The sequence below is a fragment of the Curvibacter sp. APW13 genome, from assembly GCF_032337135.1.
GTDB lineage: Bacteria > Pseudomonadota > Gammaproteobacteria > Burkholderiales > Burkholderiaceae_C > Allorhodoferax.
Window position 1 is genome coordinate 485,127 of the sequence record NZ_JAVXZZ010000003.1, and the last position, 21,819, is coordinate 506,945.

14 protein-coding genes are annotated in these 21,819 nt (G+C 63.6%); 5 read left to right on the forward strand and 9 right to left on the reverse strand.

Annotated elements, in window-relative coordinates; translation table 11 throughout:
• Positions 1 to 47 precede the first annotated feature (47 nt).
• Positions 48 to 1,652 (forward strand): hypothetical protein, encoded by a 1,605-nt coding sequence (locus tag RQP54_RS15575; RefSeq protein ID WP_315679305.1) that lies wholly within the window; start codon positions 48 to 50, stop codon positions 1,650 to 1,652.
• A gap of 97 nt (positions 1,653 to 1,749) precedes the next feature.
• Positions 1,750 to 2,598, forward strand: coding sequence for a 3-hydroxybutyryl-CoA dehydrogenase (locus RQP54_RS15580; protein WP_315679306.1), 849 nt, complete (start codon positions 1,750 to 1,752; stop codon positions 2,596 to 2,598).
• A 132-nt stretch (positions 2,599 to 2,730) separates the two neighbouring features.
• On the opposite strand, the gene RQP54_RS15585 is transcribed toward RQP54_RS15580, so the two are convergent.
• From RQP54_RS15585 to RQP54_RS15610, 6 genes are all read right to left on the reverse strand, one after another.
• Complete coding sequence (locus RQP54_RS15585; RefSeq protein WP_315679307.1) at positions 2,731 to 4,239, reverse strand: sodium:solute symporter family protein; 1,509 nt, start codon at positions 4,237 to 4,239, stop codon at positions 2,731 to 2,733.
• A 151-nt stretch (positions 4,240 to 4,390) separates the two neighbouring features.
• Positions 4,391 to 5,815 carry an aldehyde dehydrogenase family protein gene (locus tag RQP54_RS15590; RefSeq protein ID WP_315679308.1) on the reverse strand — a complete coding sequence of 475 codons (1,425 nt, stop codon included), beginning with the start codon at positions 5,813 to 5,815 and terminating at the stop codon, positions 4,391 to 4,393.
• 173 nt (positions 5,816 to 5,988) lie between these two features.
• A complete protein-coding gene (locus RQP54_RS15595; protein WP_315679309.1) occupies positions 5,989 to 7,071 on the reverse strand; it encodes an HD domain-containing phosphohydrolase in 1,083 nt (360 codons plus the stop codon).
• Complete coding sequence (locus tag RQP54_RS15600; protein ID WP_315679310.1) at positions 7,068 to 10,184, reverse strand: response regulator; 3,117 nt, start codon at positions 10,182 to 10,184, stop codon at positions 7,068 to 7,070. Before RQP54_RS15600 ends, RQP54_RS15595 begins: the two co-directional genes overlap by 4 nt.
• A gap of 55 nt (positions 10,185 to 10,239) precedes the next feature.
• On the reverse strand, positions 10,240 to 11,043 hold the full coding sequence (gene otnI, locus RQP54_RS15605) for a 2-oxo-tetronate isomerase (protein WP_315679311.1): 804 nt from the start codon (positions 11,041 to 11,043) through the stop codon (positions 10,240 to 10,242).
• Positions 11,044 to 11,078: 35 nt separating this feature from the next.
• Entirely contained in the window at positions 11,079 to 12,881 is a 1,803-nt protein-coding gene (locus RQP54_RS15610) for an arylsulfatase (protein ID WP_315679312.1), read from the reverse strand.
• A 110-nt stretch (positions 12,882 to 12,991) separates the two neighbouring features.
• Here RQP54_RS15610 and RQP54_RS15615 point away from each other — a divergent pair, with 110 nt between their 5' ends.
• On the forward strand, positions 12,992 to 13,909 hold the full coding sequence (locus RQP54_RS15615; RefSeq protein WP_315679313.1) for a LysR family transcriptional regulator: 918 nt from the start codon (positions 12,992 to 12,994) through the stop codon (positions 13,907 to 13,909).
• Between the two features lie 110 nt (positions 13,910 to 14,019).
• Here the strand turns inward: RQP54_RS15615 and RQP54_RS15620 are convergent, their stop codons facing one another.
• From RQP54_RS15620 to RQP54_RS15630, 3 genes are all read right to left on the reverse strand, one after another.
• The gene (locus RQP54_RS15620) at positions 14,020 to 15,222 is read right to left on the reverse strand and encodes an amino acid aminotransferase (RefSeq protein ID WP_315679314.1); all 1,203 of its coding nucleotides are present in this window, start codon (positions 15,220 to 15,222) and stop codon (positions 14,020 to 14,022) included.
• Between the two features lie 168 nt (positions 15,223 to 15,390).
• A complete protein-coding gene (locus RQP54_RS15625; protein WP_315679315.1) occupies positions 15,391 to 16,635 on the reverse strand; it encodes a hypothetical protein in 1,245 nt (414 codons plus the stop codon).
• Positions 16,635 to 18,392, reverse strand: coding sequence for an arylsulfatase (locus tag RQP54_RS15630; RefSeq protein ID WP_315679316.1), 1,758 nt, complete (start codon positions 18,390 to 18,392; stop codon positions 16,635 to 16,637). Before RQP54_RS15630 ends, RQP54_RS15625 begins: the two co-directional genes overlap by 1 nt.
• 284 nt (positions 18,393 to 18,676) lie before the next feature.
• Between RQP54_RS15630 and RQP54_RS15635 the strand changes: the two genes are divergently transcribed.
• Both RQP54_RS15635 and RQP54_RS15640 read left to right on the forward strand, forming a co-directional pair.
• Positions 18,677 to 21,124, forward strand: coding sequence for a PAS domain-containing protein (locus tag RQP54_RS15635; protein WP_315679317.1), 2,448 nt, complete (start codon positions 18,677 to 18,679; stop codon positions 21,122 to 21,124).
• Positions 21,125 to 21,127: 3 nt separating this feature from the next.
• Positions 21,128 to 21,763: an ANTAR domain-containing response regulator gene (locus tag RQP54_RS15640; protein WP_315679318.1), complete on the forward strand. Its 636-nt coding sequence runs from the start codon at positions 21,128 to 21,130 to the stop codon at positions 21,761 to 21,763.
• The last annotated feature ends 56 nt before the right edge of the window (positions 21,764 to 21,819 follow it).

Consider the following 21,819-nt stretch of genomic DNA (forward strand, 5'->3'; position numbering starts at 1 on the left):
AGGAACATCGTGGGTGACTATAGACCACGCGGTGAACAGGAGACTTCATGAATCGGACGGTAAAAGCCCTGGTGGGTGCGCTGGCTGCCTTGGCGGTGCTGGCCATTGGTGTCGTGTTGTGGATGCAAACCCTGGCCAGGGATGCCGGGCCCCAGGGGCGCCCCACTTACGGCCCCTACGCCTGGAGCGGACCGGGCAACAAGGGCCAGGCGCCAACGCCCCGCGGCGGGCCAGTACCCCGGGAAGATGGCTATGTGATGGGCAGCCAAGGGTTTGACGCCATCTTGCCACCCATGCCGCCCCAACGGGTCACGGACGTTGTCCGTGCCGAGAATGCCGCCCGCTGGGTGGCCATCAAGACCTGTTTCTGGCCCGGGCCGAAGCTGCGCACCGGCTTCTACACCACCGACCCGGACGACTACGGGCTGGAAAACCAGATTCCAGACATCGGCAACACCTTCAGCACGGCCTGGTTCCGCATTCCCGCTGGAGCCAGGATCGTCATGACGGGTCAGTTTCCGCACCTGCGCCATTGGAGCTTCGTGACCTACACGGAAAATGGCACGCCACGCGATGACATCACTGACCTGAACATGCTGCCCGATTCAGGGTCGGTCAACCCCTTCCTGCCTGGTGTGCGCCGCGATGCGCCCAACCGCCGCTACACCGTCACCATCGAGAACGGTGCGCCGCCCGCCCAGCGTCCTGCCAACACCGTCTACACCCTGGCGGAGCCCGGCACGCCCATAGGCATGCACATGCGCAACTACATTCCGGACCAGGGAACGGACTGGACCGGTGGCGTCGGACTGCCCGAGGTGGAACTGCACCTGGCCGATGGAACGGTCCTCCGGGGCGAAGAGGCCTGTGCAGCCACCGACGCCCCTCGCCGGGGCAAGCAGGTGCCCATCGTGGTGTCGAAGAAGCTATGGCTTGCCTTGAACAGCCTGCCGTGGCGCCCCGCGGACCGGACCCCCGCCAAGGACTTTGACGTGACCACCATGGTGCGCTTCTACAACCGCGAACACCTGATCCTGGACACGTTCTTCCCTGCCATTCCGAACAACTGGCTGGCCGTGGAGAAAGGGGGGTTCTGGAGCAACCCGGTAACCCGCTATGGCTATACCTACCTGAGCCAGGCCTACGGGCAGGTGTATGTCGCACGCGCCAAGATGCCGTCCACCCCCAGCACCTTTGCCAACCAGGGCGAGCCCTTGAACACCCAGGCCGACATGCGCTACTGGTCCTTGTGCACCTCGACCTCGCCAGCCATTGGCAATGTGGTGGATTGCGTGCACGACGAAAACGTGCGTCCGCACCTGGACCGGGCCGGGTTTTTCAATGTGGTGGTGTCCCGTGCGCCGGATCGGCCTGCCAATGCCACCGAGCAATGCGGAGTGGTCTGGATGGAGTACGGCAATGGGGACGGCATTCCCGGTGGTTCGCAGGACTTTGGGGTGTTGATCAATCGGCATACGCTGGTGAACCCGGGTTTTGCGCAGACCTGGTTCAACGTGAAGGAGGTGGGCTCGGAAGCCAAGGTCATGGGTCCCTACCTTCCTACCGTGATCAACCTGCGAACCAGGCAGAAGTTCGAAGCCCTGGGCTGCCCGGTCGATACCAGCAAGCTGGCCACGATGGCTGGTCATTGACGCTCCGTTCTTCCTCTATTGGGCGGGGTCGGCCCGGGTACGCGGGTCGGCCCCGTTACCATTGGCGCTTTTGTACTTGGACCATCAGGAGTAAAAAATGGCGATTGCTACAGTAGGCATCATCGGTGCGGGCACCATGGGAAATGGCATTGCGCAGGCGTGCGCGGTGTCGGGTTTGAATGTGGTCATGGTGGACATCTCGGATGCCGCCGTGGCCAAGGGCGTGGCCACCGTGGCTGGCAGCCTGGACCGTCTGCTCAAGAAGGAAAAGATCAGCGCCGCCGACAAGGACGCGGCCCTGGCACGCATCAAGGGCAGCACCAGCTACGACGACCTCAAGGCTGCCGACATCGTGATCGAAGCCGCCACCGAAAACTATGACCTCAAGGTCAAGATACTCAAGCAGATCGACGCCATGGTGGGCCCCGAGGTGATCATCGCCTCCAACACCTCGTCCATCTCCATCACCAAGCTGGCCGCTGTTACTAGCCGCGCCGACAAATTCATCGGCATGCACTTCTTCAACCCCGTGCCCATGATGGCGCTGGTGGAAATCATCCGTGGCCTGCAAACCAGCGACGCCACCCACGCCGCCGTGGAAACCATGGCCAAAGCCCTGGGCAAGACCCCCATCACCGTGAAGAACGCCCCCGGCTTCGTGGTCAACCGCATCCTGGTGCCCATGATCAATGAAGCCTTCTTCGTGCTGGCAGAAGGCCTGGCCACGCCCGAAGACATCGATGCCGGCATGAAGCTGGGCTGCAACCAGCCGATTGGCCCCTTGGCCCTGGCCGACATGGTGGGCCTGGACGTGTGCTTGGCCGTGATGGAGGTGTATCTGAGCGAGTTCGGCGACAGCAAGTACCGCCCCTGCCCGCTGCTCAAGGAAATGGTGGCCGCCGGCCGCCTGGGCCGCAAGACCGGCCGTGGGGTGTACCAGTACTGACCGTGTTTCCGGCCTCCGTGCGGGGCAAAAAAGACAAAAGCCCCGAAGAGTGATCTTCGGGGCTTTTTGCTTGCCTTTTTGGCCTCTAGCCCGCACAGAATATGCGCAGGAAGCTATCAATTGCGTAGCGAATCAGGCCTTGGCAGTCTGCAGGCCACCCTTGGTGGCATGGGTGCCTTCGTAGTGAGGCGGGTGGCCGGTGTGGTTGGGGATGTACTGCGGCAGCAGCGAGCCTGCCAGCATGCCCGCCAGGGCGGCCAGCACACCAGCCAGCTGTTGGGGGAACATCTCGGCCAGCGCCTGGAGTTCACCGTTCACTATGACAGAGCCATTCATCACCAGCAGCCACACGCCAATGCCCAAGGCCACGGACAGCAGGGCGCCCTGGGTGGTGGCACGCTTCCAGTACAGGCCGAACACCAGCGGAATGAAGGCACCCACCAGCGGCACCTGGTAGGCGCCAGACACCATGTCGTAGATCGAGGTCCCCTGCATGGTGATGGCGTACACCAGCACGCAGGCGGTGAACACCAGCACCGTGACGCGCATGGCCTTGAGGGTGGCGGCATCGCTCATGCCGGGGCGCAGGTTGCGCAACACGTTTTCCACGAAGGTGGTCGAAGGCGCCAGCAGCGTGGCCGAGGCGGTGGACATGATGGCGGAGAGCAGGGCGCCGAAGAAGGCAATCTGCAGCCCCAGCGGCATGCGCTCCATCACCAGGGTGGGCAGGATCTTCTGCGGGTCATCCGCCAGCATGGCCTGGGTGGCTTCGGGCATGATCAGCACGGCAGCGGTGACGATGAACATGGGCACGAAGGCAAAGCCGAGGTACAGCACGCCACCGATCACGGGGCCGATCTGGGCGGTCTTGGCGTCCTTGGACGACATCACGCGCTGGAACACGTCCTGTTGCGGGATGGAGCCCAGCATCATGGTGATGGCGGAGGCAATGAAGAACATCCAGTCCTTGCTGGATGCGTCTTTCGGGAAGAACTGGAACTTGCCGTTGCTGGCCGCGTACTCCACCACTTTGCCCGTGCCGCCGGCCAGGTCGGCCGCGTACCAGGCGATGGCGATCAGGCCCACGCCGATCACGATCATCTGGATGAAGTCGGTCAGGGCCACCGACCACATGCCGCCATAGAGCGTGTAGACCAGCACCACGGCCGTGCCGATGCACATGCCCAGGGTCATGGAGATGGCACCTTGCGACAGCATGGTGAAGACCAGGCCCAGCGCGGTGATCTGCGCCGCCACCCAGCCCAGGTAGCTGAACAGGATGATCAGCGAGCAGATGGCTTCCATGGCACGGCCGAAACGCAGGCGGTAGTAGTCACCCAGGGTGATGAGGTTCTTCTGGTAGAGGCGGTAGGCAAAGAAGAGACCCACGAACACTAAGCACAGCGAGGCACCAAATGGGTCTTCCACCACGCCGCCCATGCCTTCGTTGACGAAGCGGGCCGAAATGCCCAGCACGGTCTCCGAACCGAACCAGGTGGCGAAGGTGGTGGCAATCACCACGGCCAAAGGCAGGCTGCGCCCCGCCACGGCGTAGTCCGCGGTGTTGTGCACGCGGGTGGCTGCGTAAAGACCGATCCCGATGGAAACCAACAGGTACAAAACAATGAAACCGACCAACATGGTCCAGAACTCCAGGTAGTGATTGAAAAGGTTTTGGCACAGCGCGGCCCCGCCGCGCAGGCGACGGGGGCTGAACCGCTGCTGTGCGGTAGGTATCCCTTGCGTGGGCTGGCAACAAAAAACCGACGGATGTCGGTTTTTCGGGGGGCTGTTAGCCCGGCAGTTGCAGGGACTTGATCTCGATGAACTCGTGCATGCCGAAGTCGCCCCACTCGCGGCCGTTGCCCGACTGCTTGTAGCCACCCAGGGGGGCGTCGTAGTTGAAGTCACCGCCATTCACATAGCAGCCACCGGTGCGGATGCGGCGCGCAATCTTCACCGCGTCGGCCACGGAGCCGGCCCACACGCCCGAGGACAGGCCGTAGATGGAGTCGTTGGCAATGTCCACGGCCTCGTCCAGCGTGCTGTAGGGAATCATGCAGATCACCGGGCCGAAGATCTCTTCCTGGGCGATGGTCATCTTGTTGTGCACGTCGCGGAAGATGGTAGGGCGCACATAGGCACCACCGGTGATGCCTTCGGGCAGCTCCACGCCACCGGTCACCAGCTTGGCGCCTTCGGCCAGGCCCTTCTCGATGTACTTGACCACGGTGTTGCGCTGGCCCATGGAGCTCATGGGGCCCATGTAGGTGGACTCGTCGGTGGGGTCGCCCACCTTCAGGCTCTCGGCCACGCGCTTGGCGATGACCACGGCCTCTTCGTAGCGGCTGGCAGGCACCAGCATGCGCGACAGGCAGATGCAGGTCTGGCCGGAGTTGATCATCACGTCTTCCACACCGAACTTCACAGCGGCTTCCAGCGGCGCGTCTTCGGTGATGATGTAGGGGCTCTTTCCACCCAGTTCCAGGCACACACGCTTGACCGTGTCGGCCGACATCTTCTGGATACGCGCACCTGTGGCGGTGGAGCCGGTGAAGGACACCATGTCAGCTTCCGGGTGGGTGACCATCAGGTCGCCCAGCACGCTGCCCTTGCCGGTAAGCAGGTTGAACACGCCCTTGGGCAGGCCGATGCTCTCGACCACTTCGGCAAAGATCAGGCCCTGCAGCGGGGTAATCGACGCTTCCTTGATGACCATGGTGCAACCTGCAGCCAGGGCCGGAGCCACCTTGCCGACCAACTGGTACAGCGGGTAGTTCCAGGGGGTGATGAAGGAGCACACGCCCACCGGCTCACGCACGATGACCGAGTTGTTGACCTTGGTTTCCTCTTCCATGAAGGCGGCGCGGTCGGCGAATTTCTTGAACGCCACCACACAGTTCACCTGGATGATGCGTGACTTGGCAATGGGGCAGCCCATGGAAGCGGAGATGGCCTGGGCCATGTCTTCCTTCCGTGCTTCCATGGCGTGGTAGAGCTTCATGATCCACTCGGCGCGTTCCTTGGCGCTGGTCTGCGACCAGGTCTTGAAGGCTTCGCGGGCGGCGGCAAAGGCGCGATCCACGTCGGTGGCATCGGCGTTGCAGACCTCGGCAATGGGCTGCTCGGTGGCAGGGTTCACCACGGTGGTGAAACCGGTGCCGTGGGGGGTAACCCACTCGCCATTGATGAACAGTTTTTCGTATTTCTTGACCATGGTCTGCCTCGTTATGGGATTGAATTGGTTCAATTATCCAAACAAAGATGCTTGGTTAATGGTGCCACCTGGTTCGCGCGCGGGGGTCCGCTGAGCGGTGTGGGGTCGAATATCCCCAGCATATGCCGCCTGTTGGCCTGATGCGCCCAAACAGCATGGGGTCAGGGCGGCACTCAGAAGCGGACTTGGCGTTGGGGGGGGATCGCCGCCGCGTCGCTGTGCTCCTGGTATTGCTCGCGGATGGCCAGCATGTCCGGCAAGGCCTTTTGGAATGCCTGCAGGAGATCCGGATCGAAGTGGCTGCCAGCCCCTTCCATGATGGTGGCTACCGCGCGCTCGATGGGCCAGGCCTGCTTGTAGGGACGGGCCGACGTCAGTGCGTCGAACACATCGGCCAGGGCCACGATATGCCCTTCCCGGGGGATTTCCCGGCCCCTGAGCCCTTGCGGGTAGCCGCTGCCATCCCATTTCTCGTGGTGTGTCAGGGCCACGGTACGGGCGATCTGCAGCAGCTCGTCGGGGTGGTCGCCCAGGATTTCCGCGCCAATGGCGGCATGCTGTTGCATCAGGCGCCATTCCTCCGTGTCGAGCCGGCCGGGCTTGAGCAGCACATAGTCAGGCACGCCGATCTTGCCGATGTCGTGCATGGGGGCAGCCAGGAACAGCAGCTCGGCCTGCCGGGCATCCAGCCCGGCCGCCAAGGCAATGAGCCGGGAAAAGTGCGACATGCGAATCACATGGCGGCCGGTTTCGTTGTCGCGGAATTCAGCCGCTCTGCCCAGACGGCGGATGATCTCGAGCCGCGTCGCCTGCAATTCCCGGGTTCGGACGTCCACACGGCGCTCCAGGTCACGCGTCTGGTCGTACAGGGCCAGGTGGGTGCGCACCCGGGCCAGCACCACCGACGGCCGGAATGGTTTGGTGATGTAGTCCTCGGCCCCCAGGCTCAGGCCTTTTTCCTCGTCTTCCTGGGTTTCCATGGAAGTGACGAACATGATGGGAATGTTGCGCCGGTGCGGCAGTGCCTTGATGCGCCGACATACCTCGTAGCCATCGAGGTCCGGCATCATCACGTCCAGCAGGATCAGGTCGGGGGGGGTGTCCGACTCCACGATCTTGAGCGCCCGCTCGCCCCCGGTCGCAACACGGACTTTGTAGTGCGGAGCCAGGATGGCGCGCAGCAGGTCGATGTTCTCCGGCATGTCATCGACGATGAGCATGGTGTAGGAGGGCGGCTGCGTCTCGTAGTCGTTCATGGTGGGGGTGATTTCGTTCCCAAGGCCAGGCGCAGGCTCTCGAGGGCGGCCTGGGCGGAATCGAAGTCGTATCGGCGCACCTGCTGCGCAATGCGTTGCCAGCAGACCTGCAACTCTGTGGGTAGGCGCGACATGGCGCTGTCCAGGTCCGCCACCAGCGTGTCGGCATCGGCGTCATCGTTCTGCAGCGCGTCGTGCAAGCGTTCCATCGCCACCACCAGGGGAAGACGCTCTTCGGCAGGCATGTCCTCCAGTGTGGCATAAGCCATCGGGTTGGAGGTGCTTGAGGCTTCGCCCAGGGCAGGACGCAGGGCTTCGAGCAGCTGCTGCATATCCAGCGTGAGTTGCAGGATCTCTGGGTCTCCGGCCTGGATGGGCGTGGGCATGGCGAGGCAGGACTCGGCCTGGCGTGCCGATGATTCGAGCGCGGACGCGCCAAGGTTGGCGGCCAGTCCCTTGACCGAATGGGCAAACCGACGTGCCTCGGCTTGTTGTCCTTGGTTCAGCATCCGGTGCAGCGGCTCAGCCCCTTGGCTGTAGGCGTCGACGAAGCGGCTGGCCAGCTTGTGGTAGTGCCCCCAATGGCCGCCCAGGCGTGACAGCGCTGTCGCAGTATCGAGCAGGGTGATGCCCTCGAAAGCCGCTGCCATGGGGTGAATCCCCGGTTCCGGGGGCGGTTCCTGTGTGGCCGCATGCGCTGCGCGCTGCGGCGCATCGGTTTCCGGGGCGATCCAGCGCGCCAGGCTGCTGAGCAGTTGGTGCACATCGATGGGCTTCGAGATGTGGTCGTTCATGCCCACTGCGAGGCACTTCTCCCGGTCACCTGCCATGGCGTTGGCGGTCATGGCCAGAATCGGCAGGGAGGCCCCCTGGGGCAGCGCCCGTATGCGCCGCGTAGCCTCGAACCCGTCCATCACGGGCATTTGCCAGTCCATCAGTACGGCATCGAAAGTCTCGGCCTGCACCCGCTCCACGGCCTGCAACCCGTCGGCAGCCACCGTGACAATCATGCCGAGCTCCTGCAAGATGTCGACCGCAAGCTCCTGGTTGACCTCGTTGTCCTCGACCAGCAGGACGCGCTTGCCCGACAGGTGGTGGAAACGCTGCTCGTTCTGCTGCGTCCAGGCCGACAGCAACTGGCGCTGGCCGCCACCGGACAGCGTCTGCACAATCGCATCGACCAATGCAGAAGGGTTGACCGGTTTTTCCAGGATGCCGTCAATGCGCACTCCCTGGGCCTCCTGCAGCAGGTCGTCGCGGCTGTAGGCGGTGACCATGATCGTGGCCAGTGTCTCCGAGATCGACTCGTCGGATTGGATGCGGCGCAGGGCGTCTATCCCGTTGATGTCGGGCATCTGCCAATCCATGAGCACAACGTGAAAGGGGCGTGCGGCCTGCTGCGCTGCACTGAGCAATTGAAACGCTGCGGGTGCACTCGCGGCCGTGTGGGCTTCCATGTGCACCGATTCGAGGATGCTGCGCATGATCTCGCGTGCACTGCTGTTGTCGTCCACCACCAGCACCCGCTTGCCACGCAGGTTAACGGCCTGGGCCAGCGGCGCGCGCTCAGTGCCGTCTTGCAGACCGACAATGGCCGTGAAGCTGAAACAGCTTCCCTTGCCGGGTGCGCTGTCCACCCAGATGCGCCCGCCCATCAGCGAGACGAGTTTCTTGCAGATGGTCAGCCCCAGGCCTGTGCCTCCGAATTGCCGTGTGGTCGAGGAGTCCGCCTGCGTGAATGCAGTGAATAGCCGGTCGATCTGCATTTGCGACAGGCCGATGCCGGTGTCGCTGACCTCGAACAGCAACTCGGCCGATTCCGCGCTGCGGCTGCGGCAGCGCACGTGCACCCGTACCTCGCCGGCCGGAGTGAACTTGATGGCGTTGTTGACCAGGTTGAGCAACACTTGCCCGAGCCGGAACTCATCAGTAACCAGGTCGCTGGGAACGTCCGGGTCCAGGTCGAACAGCAGCTCCAGGCCCTTTTCCTGTGCCTTGAGCATGGTCATGGATGACAGGTTGCTCAATACCGAATTGAGCGAACACGCTCTCGACTCCAGGCTGAGCTTGCCCGCTTCGATCTTCGAGAAGTCCAGGATGTCATTGATCAGGTGCAGCAAGCTGTTGCCGGCCTGCTGCACCTTTTCGATGTAGTTGCGTTGCTTGGGGCTCAGTTCCGTGCGCAAGGCCAGGCCGGACATGCCAATGATGGCATTCATGGGGGTACGGATCTCGTGGCTCATGTTGGCCAGGAACTCGCTCTTGGCCTGGCTGGCCTGCTCCGCCGCCTGGCGCGCTGCCAGCGACTGGGCCTGACTGCTTTGCAGGCTTTGGCTCATGGAGCCCAAGGCTTCGAGAAGTTGCCCGGTTTCATCGGGGGGTTGCCGTGCTGGGCGAAAACTCAGGTCACCCTGCGCCACCTGCTTGGCGATCTCCACGGCCCGGGTCAGCGGGCGACTGATGCTGACGCGGATCAGGTTGGCAATGCCTACGCACAGCAGCAAAGCCAGCAGGAGGATACCGAACAACCAGGCTTGATTGATCCGCACCTGCTGGTCGGCCCAGGCCTTGTAGCGCCGTTCGTTTTCCTGGGCCAGGGCGACCAGTTCGGTGACGGCAACGCGATGGAGTTCGAATTCCCGCGTCATTTCAGCCTGAGCCTGCGCCATGGAGGATCGATTCTGCTGGCGGATCGCTGGAAGCAGCCGGTTCCAGAACAGGGCGTAGAAACGTGCGGCATGTTCGTCGAGCGCGCCCGACAGTTGGGCTTGCAGTTCGGCGCTCAGGGTTTGCTGGGTCCACGCGTGGTGGCTTTGTCGGTAAGCCTGTTCGAGCGCGTGGAGGCGGTCGACATAGCCTTCACGCTCCACTGCTTCTGTCGCGGCAAGTACCTGCATGGCTACCAGGTAGGACTCCACGATGTAGAGAGGCGGTGGCAGCACGTCCGAGACCAGGTCCTGGTTTTTCTCGAACAGCGTGAACACCGGGCCACCGACCCGAATTTCCTCCAGTACGCGAAAGCTCAGGTAACCGTAGCTCGCGAAGCCAAGCGCCACCACCACGATCAGCAGTCGCAGGCGGGAAGCTAGTTTGAATTGGCGTAGTAATTCCATGGGGAACCTAATACACAGGAATATAGCCAGCGCAGTTGCCCGCAGTGCTGCGTATTTACCCGCGCCCTGGGTCTCGGATCCATCCCAACCCGCTGCTGGTGCCTCCGACCACTGCACCGCGCGCTGGGCGGTATTCGCAGCCGATCCAGCCATCCCATCCCAGCTTGTCGATCAACTGGAAGAGGTAGGGGTAGTGCACCTCGCCCACATCCGGCTCATGCCGCTCGGGCACGCCGGCAATCTGGATGTGGCCGACATGGGCCGTGGGCAGGTACTGGCGCAGGCGGGTCGCGAGGTCGCCTTCCATGATTTGGCAGTGGTACAGGTCCAACTGCACTTGCACATTGGGCTCACCGATCTCGGCCAGCAATGCATGGGCATCTGCCTGCAGGTTCAGGAAGTAGCCCGGCATGTCACGGGTGTTGATGGGTTCGATCATCACCACTACGCCCTGCGCCGCCGCCATGCGGGCCGCCCGGCGCAGATTGGCGACATAGGTGGACCGAACTGCGGCGGCGCTTTGCCCGGCCGGCACGATGCCGGCCATCACGTGGATGCGCGGGCACTTCAGTGCCGCGGCATAGTCCAACGCCTGCTCCATGCCATCCGCGAACTCCGCCTCGCGCCCGGGAACGCAGGCCAGGCCGCGCTCGCCCGCGGCCCAATCGCCGGGCGGAGCATTGAACAGCACCTGCTGCAGACCATGGGCTTCCAGTTGCTCTGCAATGTCGCCCGCCGCATAGTCGTAGGGAAACAGGTACTCCACGCCCGCAAAGCCGTCGGTCGCCGCGGCCCCAAAGCGTTGCAGAAACGGCAGCTCGGTGTAGAGCATGGAGAGGTTGGCGGCGAAACGGGGCATGGCGGGGGTGTCGTGGGCGGCTTTGGTTCCAAGGATTATTGCGCCGCGCGGCGGCTTCGCCGCCAAAGGTAGACCACCAGGGCCACAAGGGCAGCCAGGGCCGCACCCGTCAGGGCCAGAACCCCCGCCATCTGTTGCACCAGGATCGGCCAATTGTTCTTGAGCAACTGGCGCAGCGGGTCGTAGCCGGGTGCCGGTTTGACCACGCCGTTGTCGGCCAGGTAGCGCTCGTACAGGGCCTGCATTTTCTGGACGCGTTCGGGCTCGGCGCCTGCGAGGTCGTACGATTCAGTGGGGTCCTGGCGCAGGTGGTAGAGGTGCCACTGGCCGTCGCCGTTGGGTGGGCCGGTGCGGGTGATCTTGTAGTCGCCCTGGAACAGCGTATCGGCGCCAGTGCCTTCAAACCCCACGCTGTAGTCCGGTCCGTGGATGGACTTGGTGCGCCCTTCCAGGTAGGGGAGCATGCTGGTGCCGGTGGGGCGCAGCAGCGGCTGGCCCCGGTAGGTATCACCGGGCAGGGCGATCCCGGCCAGGTCGAGCACGGTGGGCAGGAAGTCGGTGGCGTAGGCAAAGCTGTCTGCGGTGGTGCCCACTGGCAGGCGCTTGGGGTAGCTCATGATGAAGGGTACCCGCATGCCGCCTTCGAAGGATGTGCCCTTGAAGCTCTGAAACGGCGTGTTGGACACCTGGGCCCAGTCCTGCCCGTAGTGCACATAGCTTCCGCGCTGGCCCAGGGTTTCAATGCCGAGGGCGTAGTTGGCGCGGTACCACAGGCGAAATGGCAGGTTCAGGCTGTTGAGTTCGTAGGCGTCGGCACCGTTGTCCGACATCACGACGAAGGCCGTGTTATCGAGTTGGCCAGTGTTCTTCAGGTGTTCGCGCAGGCGGCCAATGTGCTGGTCGGCGTTGTCGAGCATGGCCGCAAACACCGACATCTTCTTGGCATACAGATTCTGTTCCGCAGGGCTCAGGCTGCTCCATGGCCTGCTGTTGTAGGCGTGGGGCAAGCGCAGGCCCGCGGGTACCAGCCCCATACGCACCTGGCGCTGGTAGCGCTCTGAGCGCAATGCATCCCAGCCCGCTGCGTAGCGGTCCTTGTACTTGGCGATGTCGACGTCGGGTGCCTGCAACGGTGAGTGCACGGCCTGCAAGGCCAGCGTGGCGAAGAAGGGTTTGTTCTGCGAACGGCCTTCGTCGATGTACTGGATGAGTCGGTCTAGGTAATGGCGGGACGAAAAGAAGTTGGCCGGAAGCTGGGCACGCTTGCCGTCCTCCCACCACACGGCTTCCAGGTTGAGCGGTGCGTAGACCTTGGCTTCGAAATTGTCGGCGCCGGTTTGCTCCAGCGCGATGTAGCGGTCCCAGCCCCTGGCACCCGGTGCGCGCTCCAGTCCGTTGCCCAGGTTCCACTTCCCCGCGAAGTAGGTGGCATAGCCGCCGTCGCGAAGCAAGGTCCCCAGGCTGTGGACGCGGTCGCTGAGGTAGCCCTCGTAACCCGGTTTGCCGCGCTGGTTGTCCGCCTTGACGACCTGCAGCGTACCGGCCCCTGCACGGTGGTGGTCCACGCCGCTGTGCAGCATGGCGCGGGAGGACTCGCAGGTGGATGCCGTGTGGAAGTTGGTGAACCGCACCCCATCCTTGGCCAATTGGTCAATGTGCGGTGTCTGGATCTCGCCGCCGTAGGCGCCCAGGTCGCTGAAGCCAGCATCGTCCAGCAGGATGAACACGATGTTCGGGCGTGCAGGCGTGGCTGCCGCAGCGCAATACGGGCCGCTGCACGCCAGCATGGCCATGGCCAAGTAGCCTGTCCAGCGGGGCCAGATCCAAAAACGGTGCATCCAGAGTCTCCTTGTGTGTTCGGGGCGCAGTGTCAGGAATCATGCGCATTGCGTCAATCGCAAAGTTCGGTAGGATTCATTGCAAAACGTGCAATTGGAAGGATGCAGACATGGACATGCGCAGGTACCAGCATTTCGTCGCGCTGGCGGAAGAAGGGCGGTTCGGCACCGCTGCGCAGCGTGTGCACCTCAGTCCGGCCGCATTCAGTCGCAGCATCCAGGCGCTGGAAGACGAAATGGGCCTGCGCCTGTTTGACCGTGGTGCCAAAGGCGCGGTGCTTACCCCGGCCGGCCAGGTGGTTCTGGTTCGGGTACGCGCCTTGCTGAACGATTGGCGAAGCCTGCAGCATGACGTGTCGCTGGTGCGCGACGGCGATTCGGGCGAAGTCTCCATGGGGGCGGCGCCGATTCCGGCATCGATCGTCATCCCCGAGCTCCTGGCCCGCCTGCACCGGCAGTCGTCATGCCTCGTCATTCGCGTCCAGTACGGCAAGCTTGCCAAGTTGCTGGAGCAGGTTGACGCCCATGAACTCGATTTCTGCCTGGGCGACCCCCGGCTGGTGGGCCCCAGCGCCCGCTTTGCGATGCAGCGCATCGCCCGGCCACAGGGTTTTCTCTACTGCCGCCCGGACCATCCGGCCTTGTGCGATGGTCGCATGGACACTGCGGCCATCAGGCAGTGCGGTGTCGCCCTGATCTCCATGTCCGATACCTTGCGTGCCGGGCTGGCCAGGGACTACGGGTTCGGGGACGGGGAGGCATTTCCCATGGTGTGCGAGTGCGACGACCTGCAGACCCTGGTGCAGATGGCGACCCGCACCGATGTGCTGGCCTTGCTGCCGCAGGCCTTGGTGGCGCAACGCGGCGGCCACCTGCACCCGCTGCACCCCGTGCTGGCCGCCCCCACACATGCCGATCTGCATATCATGTGGTTGAAAGAGCGCACGCTGGCCCCCGCCGCACTGCGTGCCATTGCATTGGCCACCGAAATCGGCAAGGCCATCGATCTGGGCCAGGCGCAGGGATGAAATCGAGCTCTAGCCCGCGTATTCATTGCGCAAGCAGCTAGCAAAAAAATAGCGACTGGAGCCAGGGCCGCAGTCGCTATTGTCTTCATGGCGGCAATCGCCGCCAGGCTTTAGCCCTTGATCACGGTAGCGATGGCCTTGCAGACGTAGTCGATGTTCTTGCTGTTCAGCGCGGCGACGCACATGCGGCCGGTGTCGGTGCCGTACACGCCGAATTCGGAGCGCAGGCGCACCATCTGTTCCTTGGAGAGGCCCGAGTAGCTGAACATGCCGATCTGGGTGGTGATGAAGGACATGTCCTGGGTCACGCCGGCGGCCTTCAGGCCGTCGACCAGCTTCTGGCGCATGGCCTTGATGCGCACGCGCATTTCGCCCAGTTCCTTTTCCCACAGGGCGCGCAGCTCGGGGTTGTTCAGCACGGCGGCCACCACGGCGCCACCGTGGGTGGGCGGGTTGGAGTAGTTGGTGCGGATGACGATCTTGAGCTGGCTCAGCACGCGGCCGGCTTCTTCCTTGTCCGCGCACAGCACCGACAGGCCGCCCACGCGCTCACCGTAGAGCGAGAAGCTCTTGGAGAAGCTGGTGGAGACAAAGAAGTTCAGGCCGGCGGCCACGAACTTCTGGATCACGGCGCCGTCTTCTGCGATGCCGTTGCCGAAGCCTTGGTAGGCCATGTCCAGGAACGCGGTGAGGCCACGGGCCTTGATGACGGCGATGACCTGGTCCCATTGGGCGGCAGTAATGTCGTACCCGGTGGGGTTGTGGCAGCAGGCGTGCAGCACGATGATGGTGCCGGCTGCAGCGGCATTCAGGCTGGCCAGGAAGCCGTCGAAGTTCACGCCACGCTTTTCTGCGTCGTAGTACGCATAGGTGCCCACTTCAAAGCCGGCATTGGTGAACAGCGCGCGGTGGTTTTCCCAGCTGGGGTCAGAGATGAGTACCTTGGCGTTGGGGCTGACTTTCTTGAGGAAGTCGGCGCCGATCTTCAGGCCGCCGGTGCCGCCGATGGCTTGCACGGTGGCCACGCGGCCAGAGGTGACGGGTTCGCTGTCTGCACCGAACACCAGGCCCTTGACGGCGTTGTCGTAGGCCACGATACCGTCGATGGGCAGGTAGCCACGGGCGGTGGGTTTGTCCATCATGGTCTTTTCAGCCACTTGCACGCACTGCAACAGGGGCAGCTTGCCGTTGTCGTCGTAGTACACGCCCACGCCGAGGTTGACCTTGTTGGGGTTGGTGTCGGCGTTGTATTGCTCGTTCAGACCCAGGATCGGGTCACGGGGGGCCATTTCGACGGCGGAAAAGAGAGACATGGAACTTCCTGTGAGAAAAGACGAAAGGGGAAACCGGGGGAGGGGCGCTTCATGCGCGCTGCAACGCAGCATTTTAACGGGCCGCAGACCGTACCAAGCTTAGCGGCCAGGGTGGGGAGCCAGCGCGCCAGTTCGCATGCTGCCCTTGGGGCCACAAGGCGAGGTCGTTCAGACCACGAAGATGCGGGCCAGACGGCCCATGGAGCTCCAGTACAGGTCGCGGCTCCAGCCCACGCTGGGGAACACCACACCTTGGGTGATTCCGCCGCTGCGCACACGGGCCAGTTCGCTCCCGGTCTCGATCTGCAATGCCACCACTTCCTCACCCCAGCGACGGTAGTCGTTGGTGATGAATTCGCCCGTGTCGGGGTACAGCACCATGTGGCTGGCCGCTCCGAAGCCGCTCTTTTCCCAAAGAGGCTCTAGTCCTCCGTCCACCTGCATGCGCCAGGCGCGCAGCACGCAGTTGGCCGAGTCGTAGGCCACGACGGTGCGGCGGCGCACGTCCACCAGCGGCGGGTTGGTCACGCTGCCGCCCCGAATGCCGCTGACTTCCCATGCGGCGTGGTCACGGGCGTCCTTCAGGCTCACGCGGATGAGTCGGTTGGGCGTGGGGTTGAGCCCCGAGCCGATCATGCGCAGCACGTAGTTGTGCCGGCCGTTGTCCATGAACCAGGCGTGGTCGCCGTCGAGCACCGCGTCCCAGCCGTAGGTCTGCGAGGTGGTGCCGATGTAGTCGTGGCGCCAATCCGTGTCCAACTCCAGCCTGGTAGCGGCCTCGTTCCAGTGGTAGCGCATCACCGTGTGCACTCCGACCACATAGACCGTGTTGCCCACGCTGCTCAGGCGCGCAATCGACGGCTCGGGACATTCGGTGTCGGGTGCGGCGCGCTGCAGGCGTTCTGGTTCCAGCGCCGTGAGCCGGGCATGGACCGTGTCGGAGAGGTTCTTGGTGACGATGAGGCCGTTGTCCAGCACCACGAAGGAGTTGTAGGGCAGGTTCACCGGAAGCTCGGAGCGGGCCAGCACGCGGCAGTGGCGGTCGAGCTTGTGGGCCCAGCGGCCATACACCGTGATGAGGCTGCCATTGCCATGCACCGCCATGCCGCCGGGCCACATGGGGCCACCAGGCAATGCGGGAGAGCGCTCCAGGGTTCGCAGGGTAATGGGGTCAATGCGCTCCACCCGTGCGGTGGTCGGCAGGCCGATGTGGCTGCGCAGCACGGAGTGTGTCAGCAGGAACACCTCGCCCGGTGCGCCCAGCACCGTCATGGTGGAGAGCTGGGTGTTGCGGGTGGTGCAGGCCAGCCGCTCATTGGGTTGCAGGCGCAGCCCCGCGGTGCCATGGGGCGTCTGCAGCCGTGCCGGGCCGCCATCTTCGGCTGGCCAGGGGCTGGCGAAATAGGCGCTCATTACCGTGTGCCGCGGCGTTTGCGCCACCACACCACGATCAGGGCCACCATGGCCAGGTTCCCTAGCAGGATGTGCACCCAGTAGGTCGGCAGCCAGTAGTTCAGCATGCTGTTGACGAACACGGCTTTCACGGGCGTGTAGCCATCCGGCATGGGCAGCACGCCGTGCGACTGGGCAAACGCCTCATAGTCCTTCTGCATGGCAGCAAAACGCTCGGGCTCCTGGTCCTTCAGGTCCTTTGTCTCGCCCGGATCCTTGGCGAGGTTGAACAGGTGCCAGGCCCCGTCGCCCACGGGCGGCAGGTTGCTGACGAGCTTGTAGTCGCCCTTGAACAAGGCCTTGTTGCCGGAGAGTTCGTAGCCCAGGGGCTGGTCCGGGCCACGCACGCTGGTGGCTTGTGCCGTGAGCAGGGGCACCAGGCTGGCTCCGGCAATGGTTTCCACGGCCTGGCCCTTGTATTGGCCCTGGGGCGATGGCACCTGGGCCAGTGCCAGCAGGGTAGGCGTGATGTCGGTCACGTGGGTCAGTGCAGGAACGACGGAACCTGCCTTGGCGCCGGGTACACCCGCAATGATGAGCGGGCTGCGCAAGCCGCCTTCGCCACTGTAGAACTTGTAGCTGCTGAAGGGGGATGCAGCTGCGCTGGCCCAACTGGGGCCCATGATGGCGTAGGCGCCGGGGCCGCCCAGCCGGTCCTTGTCCTGCGTGTACTGGGTCTTGAGCCAGAGCTGGGCTTCGGCGTAGTCGGAGCCTTCGGGGCCGTTGTCCGACAGGAACACGAACACGGTGTTGTCGTACTGGCCGCTGTCCTTCAGGTACTGCACCAGTCGGCCTACCTCGTGGTCCATGGCGTCGGCCATGCCGGCGTACACCTCCATCAGTCGCTCCTGGTAGGCGCGCTGATCGGGTGTCAGGGCATTCCAGTCACGCGTGGAAGACATCCGCACCATGGGGGTGTCCGCAGGAATCAGCCCCAGCTTGGCGGCCTGCTTGCGGCGCTCCTCGCGCAGCACGTCCCAGCCGTCCTTGTAGCGGCCCTTGTACTTGTCGATGAAGCTTTGCGGTGCCTGCAGCGGGACATGGTTGGCCTGGAAGCCCACGTAGGCGAAGAACGGCCGCGGGTCTTTGGCGTCGTCTTTCAGGTAGCCGATCGCGCGGTCCACAAAGTAGGTCGACGAGTAGTAACTGGCCGGCATGGTGGCGTTCTGGCCATTTTCGAACCACTGCACGGTGGCCGAATGGGGCAGGTAGCGCTGGTACGGGTCCCAATTGTCCGATCCGGTGTCGCCCTGGATGATGGAGCGGTCGAACCCGCGTGCCGGCGGCAGGTTGTAGGCCTCTGAGCCCACGTTCCACTTGCCGGCGATGTAGGTACGGTAGCCTGCGTCGCGCAAGAGGCTGCTCACGGTGACCGTGTTGGGCGTGAGCGAGCCTTGGTAGCCCGGCTGGCCGCGGTGGGCGCGCGGCAGTGTCTCGCGCAGGTTGCCCACCCCGTTGCGGTGGTTTTCCACTCCGGTGAGCAGCATGGAACGGGTGGGGGCACACGACGCGGCCACATGGAAGTTCGAGAAGCGCACCCCTTGGCGTGCCAGCTGGTCGATGTGGGGCGTGGAGATTTCGCCGCCGAAGGCGCCGACGTCGGTCATGCCCCAGTCGTCGGCCACCAGCACCACGATGTTGGGTCGCGGCGCCGTCCAGCCCTGGACACTGCAGGAAAACAGTACGGAAAAAATGATTCCACCAAGGTGTCGATTCATGAAGGATGGCAATTTCGGTCTCCGGCTTCGAAGACCGTGACGATACGCAAGTCGGGCATGACAGCACTGTCGTCTTGGGGACTGACGCGCGTTGCGTTTCCTGGATTGCTGGTCGGTTGAGAGGGTGCTCGTGTGCCCTGCGCGCCCGCGTGGTGGCAGCGGCCGATGACGCGATGGTGGCGTAGATGCAGGATCTTGATTAGTTGATTCACGTCAAGGAGTCGCAGGCGCGCTGCTGCGACACTCCGCCATGCCCTTGACACAGTCTGCCGTCGGGGTTGGCGATGAAATCCGTGTCCCCCCTGTCTTCCCTGCAAACCCGCCTGACCGCGGCCGTTCTGGCTGTCTTTGTCGGGAGCGTATGGGTATTCTGGTCCTGGTTGAGCTCTTCGATGCGGGATGACGAGCAACACCTGGCGCGGCTGCAGTTGCGGGCTGCCTTGGCGACCTTGGTGACCCAGGTCGACGGGGCACTGGATATACGATTTCGCGCGTTGGAACGCGTGGCGGAAGACTTGGGTCGGCGCACCACGGGTGCCAGCGCCAGCGATCGTGCAGTACTGAAAGAGCGCCCGGTTCTGCAGACCTTGTTCAACGGTGGGGTGTTCACGGTCGGTACGAACGGCATGATGCGTGCCCGCTGGCCGGACCCACCCGGTCAGGACGCGCGCTGGAAGGCGCTGGACGGTGCTGGCGCCTTGTCCACGCGCCGGGTCAGTGTTGCGTTTGAAGACAACGCGTGGTGGCTCTGGTTGCTCGTTCCCGTTGCTTCGGCGCATGCGACAGGGCCCAGCCATTTGGTGGGGCGGGAGCGGCTGGATGATGACAGTTTCCTTCAGGGGATTTTGCGCCGCAACAAGGTCGGGGCCAATGTCGAGGTCAAGGATTCGGACATGCAGTGGATTCTGGCCCGCTCCGCTTTGCCGGGATCGGCTCTACCCGAGGGCCCCTGGTTGGGTGACGAACCCTCGGAAAGCACCGCGGGAGCTGTGTTGCGTACCGATATCCGTGGCGGCCAATGGTTGGTCGACAGCAGCCCGACCGATACGGCGCCCTGGTTGATCTCGATTCGGGCCAGTACGGAACAGGTGTTTGCTGGTGTCAATGCGCGCCAGCATCAGATGTTGCTCGCAACGCTGTTCTTGACGGCGTTCGCAGGTAGCCTGATCTGGTGGCTGATACGGTTCCAGTTCGCCCCCATTCGCCAGGCCATCGGCGATCTGGCTGCGCTGGCCAGTTCCAGTCCACCTGTCGGGCGTCGTCTGTCCACAGTGCGCAGCGACGAGGTTGGTGTGTTGATCGCCGGATTCAACCGGGTTCTGGACGTCGTTGACCGCAACGCGATGGCGTTGCGTCAGAGCGAACGACGGCTGGCCGACATCCTGGACCACATGGACTCCTTCGTGTACCTGAAGGACCGCCAAGGCCGCTATCTGTTCGCCAACCGCAGCCTCTGCCTTTCGGTGGGCAAGACCCTGCCGGAAATCATGGGTCTGCATGACTACGAACTCTTCGAGCGCGAACATTCCGACCGCATGCGGGCCAATGACCAGTGGGTATTCCTGCATGGGCGGACGTTGCGGACGGACGATACGGTTCGCATGCTTGATCGCGAAGGCTTGCGGACCTTCCTCACGACCAAGCTGCCCATTTTCGGGGACGACGGCAGCGTGGAAATGTTGTGCGGCATCTCTACCGACATCACCGAACGCACGCTGGTGGAAACCGAGCTGCGCATTGCAGCTGCCGCATTCGAATGCCAGGAGGGCATTGTCGTCCTGGCTTCCGACCTGAGCGTGATACGCGTGAATTCAGCACTGTGTGCATTGACGGGTTACACCCCAGCCTCGGTGCTGGAGCCGATTCAGGCTTATGTCAGCGCGTTGGTGAGGGATACCGGGAAATGGGCTGCGATTCGCATCTCCGTTGCCCAGACCGGTGCCTGGCGCGGTGAAATGAGCATGTCCCGCGCCGATGGGCGCGCCCTGGTTGCGCTGGTAACGGTGAGTGCCGTGCGTGACGGTGGGGGGCGGTACGGCCATTACGTGGTCAATCTGCTGGATGTCACCCAAGCCAAGCTTCAGGAGCAGCAGCGTCTCCAGCAGGAGTCCTCGCATCGGCTCGCGCTGGTACGTGAAGTGCACCACCGCATCAAGAACAACCTCCAGGGAATCGTGGCGTTGCTGCGGCAGCATGCTTCCGCCAACCCCGCTTGGGCGGCTTCGATGCAGGAGGCAATCGGTCAGGTACAGGCCATGTCGACCATCCATGGGCTCAAAGGGCGATCCGCATTTGCCCAGATGCGTCTGTGTGAGCTGGTTGACGCGATCGCAGAAGAGATATCGATTGTCTGGAAGCGCACGGTCAGCGTGGAGCGCGCGCTGCCGTGGAAGCCGTGGTGCCTGGCGGAGTCCGAGTCGGTCCCCTTGGCGCTCATTGTCCACGAGCTCCTTCTCAATGCCGTCAAGCATTCGCCGGATGCACACAGCGAGATTGCGTTGCAGGTTCGGCGCAGTGAGGATGGCCAGGGAGTGGAGCTGTGGCTGCGCAACTGCGGCCAGTGGCCGCAGAAGGATTCAAGTCAGCTATCGCAAGGCAGCGGATTGGGATTGATTGCCGTGTTGATGCCACGGCACGGTGCCCAGCTGCGGCGCTGGCAGGAGCAGGACACGGTGTGCACGCTGTTGCAGCTGCAAGCCCCCGTGATTACAGCGGAAACCGGAGGAGGATGAAAGATGATGCGGCCGATAGAGATGAACCAGGAACACGCGGTGGCTGGCAAGCATGTTCTGCTGGTCGAGGATGATCGACTGGTGTTGGCCACGGTTGCCCAGGGATTGCGTGAGGCAGGCTACCAGGTCGAGGCAACGGAGTCCGCCGAGGACGCACAGGAATGGTTGGCCAAGGGGGCTCGCCCTGACCTGGCGGTGGTCGACATGTGCATGCCTGGAGCAGACGGCTTGTCCCTGGCACAGCGTCTGCGCGACCTGGACCGCATCCCCTTCATGGTCTTCAGCGCCTATGGGGATGCCGAGCATGTCGATCAGGCCGCGGCCCTGGGTGCGCTGGCCTACCTGGTCAAACCCTTGGACGTGGCGCAGCTGATCCCTGTGATCGAGACCGCCCTCGTTCGTGCGGCCGAGCTCAATGCGATGCGCAGCGTGAATTCGGGCTTGCAGTCTGCCCTGGACGGTGAGCGCGATATCAGTGTGGCCACCGGATTGGCCATGGCCTACCACCGGATATCCCGTGAGCGTGCTTTTGAGATGCTGCGCTCAAATGCGAGAAGCGGCCGGCGCAAGCTCGTCGATATGGCCAGAAGCCTGATTGCCTCGCACCTCAGTGATGAGACGCCTAGGACAAACACTTAGGTCGTCGACAGGGTTTTCAGGTATAAAGGCAAAAATTTTGTGGTGGAATCGCCTCG

Coding starts and splice junctions, on each gene's coding strand:
- RQP54_RS15575 (WP_315679305.1), top strand. CDS start 48: ATGAATCGGACGGTAAAAGCCCTGGTGGGTGCGCTGGCTGCCTTGGCG.
- RQP54_RS15580 (WP_315679306.1), top strand. CDS start 1,750: ATGGCGATTGCTACAGTAGGCATCATCGGTGCGGGCACCATGGGAAAT.
- RQP54_RS15585 (WP_315679307.1), bottom strand. CDS start 4,239: ATGTTGGTCGGTTTCATTGTTTTGTACCTGTTGGTTTCCATCGGGATC.
- RQP54_RS15590 (WP_315679308.1), bottom strand. CDS start 5,815: ATGGTCAAGAAATACGAAAAACTGTTCATCAATGGCGAGTGGGTTACC.
- RQP54_RS15595 (WP_315679309.1), bottom strand. CDS start 7,071: ATGAACGACTACGAGACGCAGCCGCCCTCCTACACCATGCTCATCGTC.
- RQP54_RS15600 (WP_315679310.1), bottom strand. CDS start 10,184: ATGGAATTACTACGCCAATTCAAACTAGCTTCCCGCCTGCGACTGCTG.
- otnI (WP_315679311.1), bottom strand. CDS start 11,043: ATGCCCCGTTTCGCCGCCAACCTCTCCATGCTCTACACCGAGCTGCCG.
- RQP54_RS15610 (WP_315679312.1), bottom strand. CDS start 12,881: ATGCACCGTTTTTGGATCTGGCCCCGCTGGACAGGCTACTTGGCCATG.
- RQP54_RS15615 (WP_315679313.1), top strand. CDS start 12,992: ATGGACATGCGCAGGTACCAGCATTTCGTCGCGCTGGCGGAAGAAGGG.
- RQP54_RS15620 (WP_315679314.1), bottom strand. CDS start 15,222: ATGTCTCTCTTTTCCGCCGTCGAAATGGCCCCCCGTGACCCGATCCTG.
- RQP54_RS15625 (WP_315679315.1), bottom strand. CDS start 16,635: ATGAGCGCCTATTTCGCCAGCCCCTGGCCAGCCGAAGATGGCGGCCCG.
- RQP54_RS15630 (WP_315679316.1), bottom strand. CDS start 18,392: ATGAATCGACACCTTGGTGGAATCATTTTTTCCGTACTGTTTTCCTGC.
- RQP54_RS15635 (WP_315679317.1), top strand. CDS start 18,677: ATGAAATCCGTGTCCCCCCTGTCTTCCCTGCAAACCCGCCTGACCGCG.
- RQP54_RS15640 (WP_315679318.1), top strand. CDS start 21,128: ATGATGCGGCCGATAGAGATGAACCAGGAACACGCGGTGGCTGGCAAG.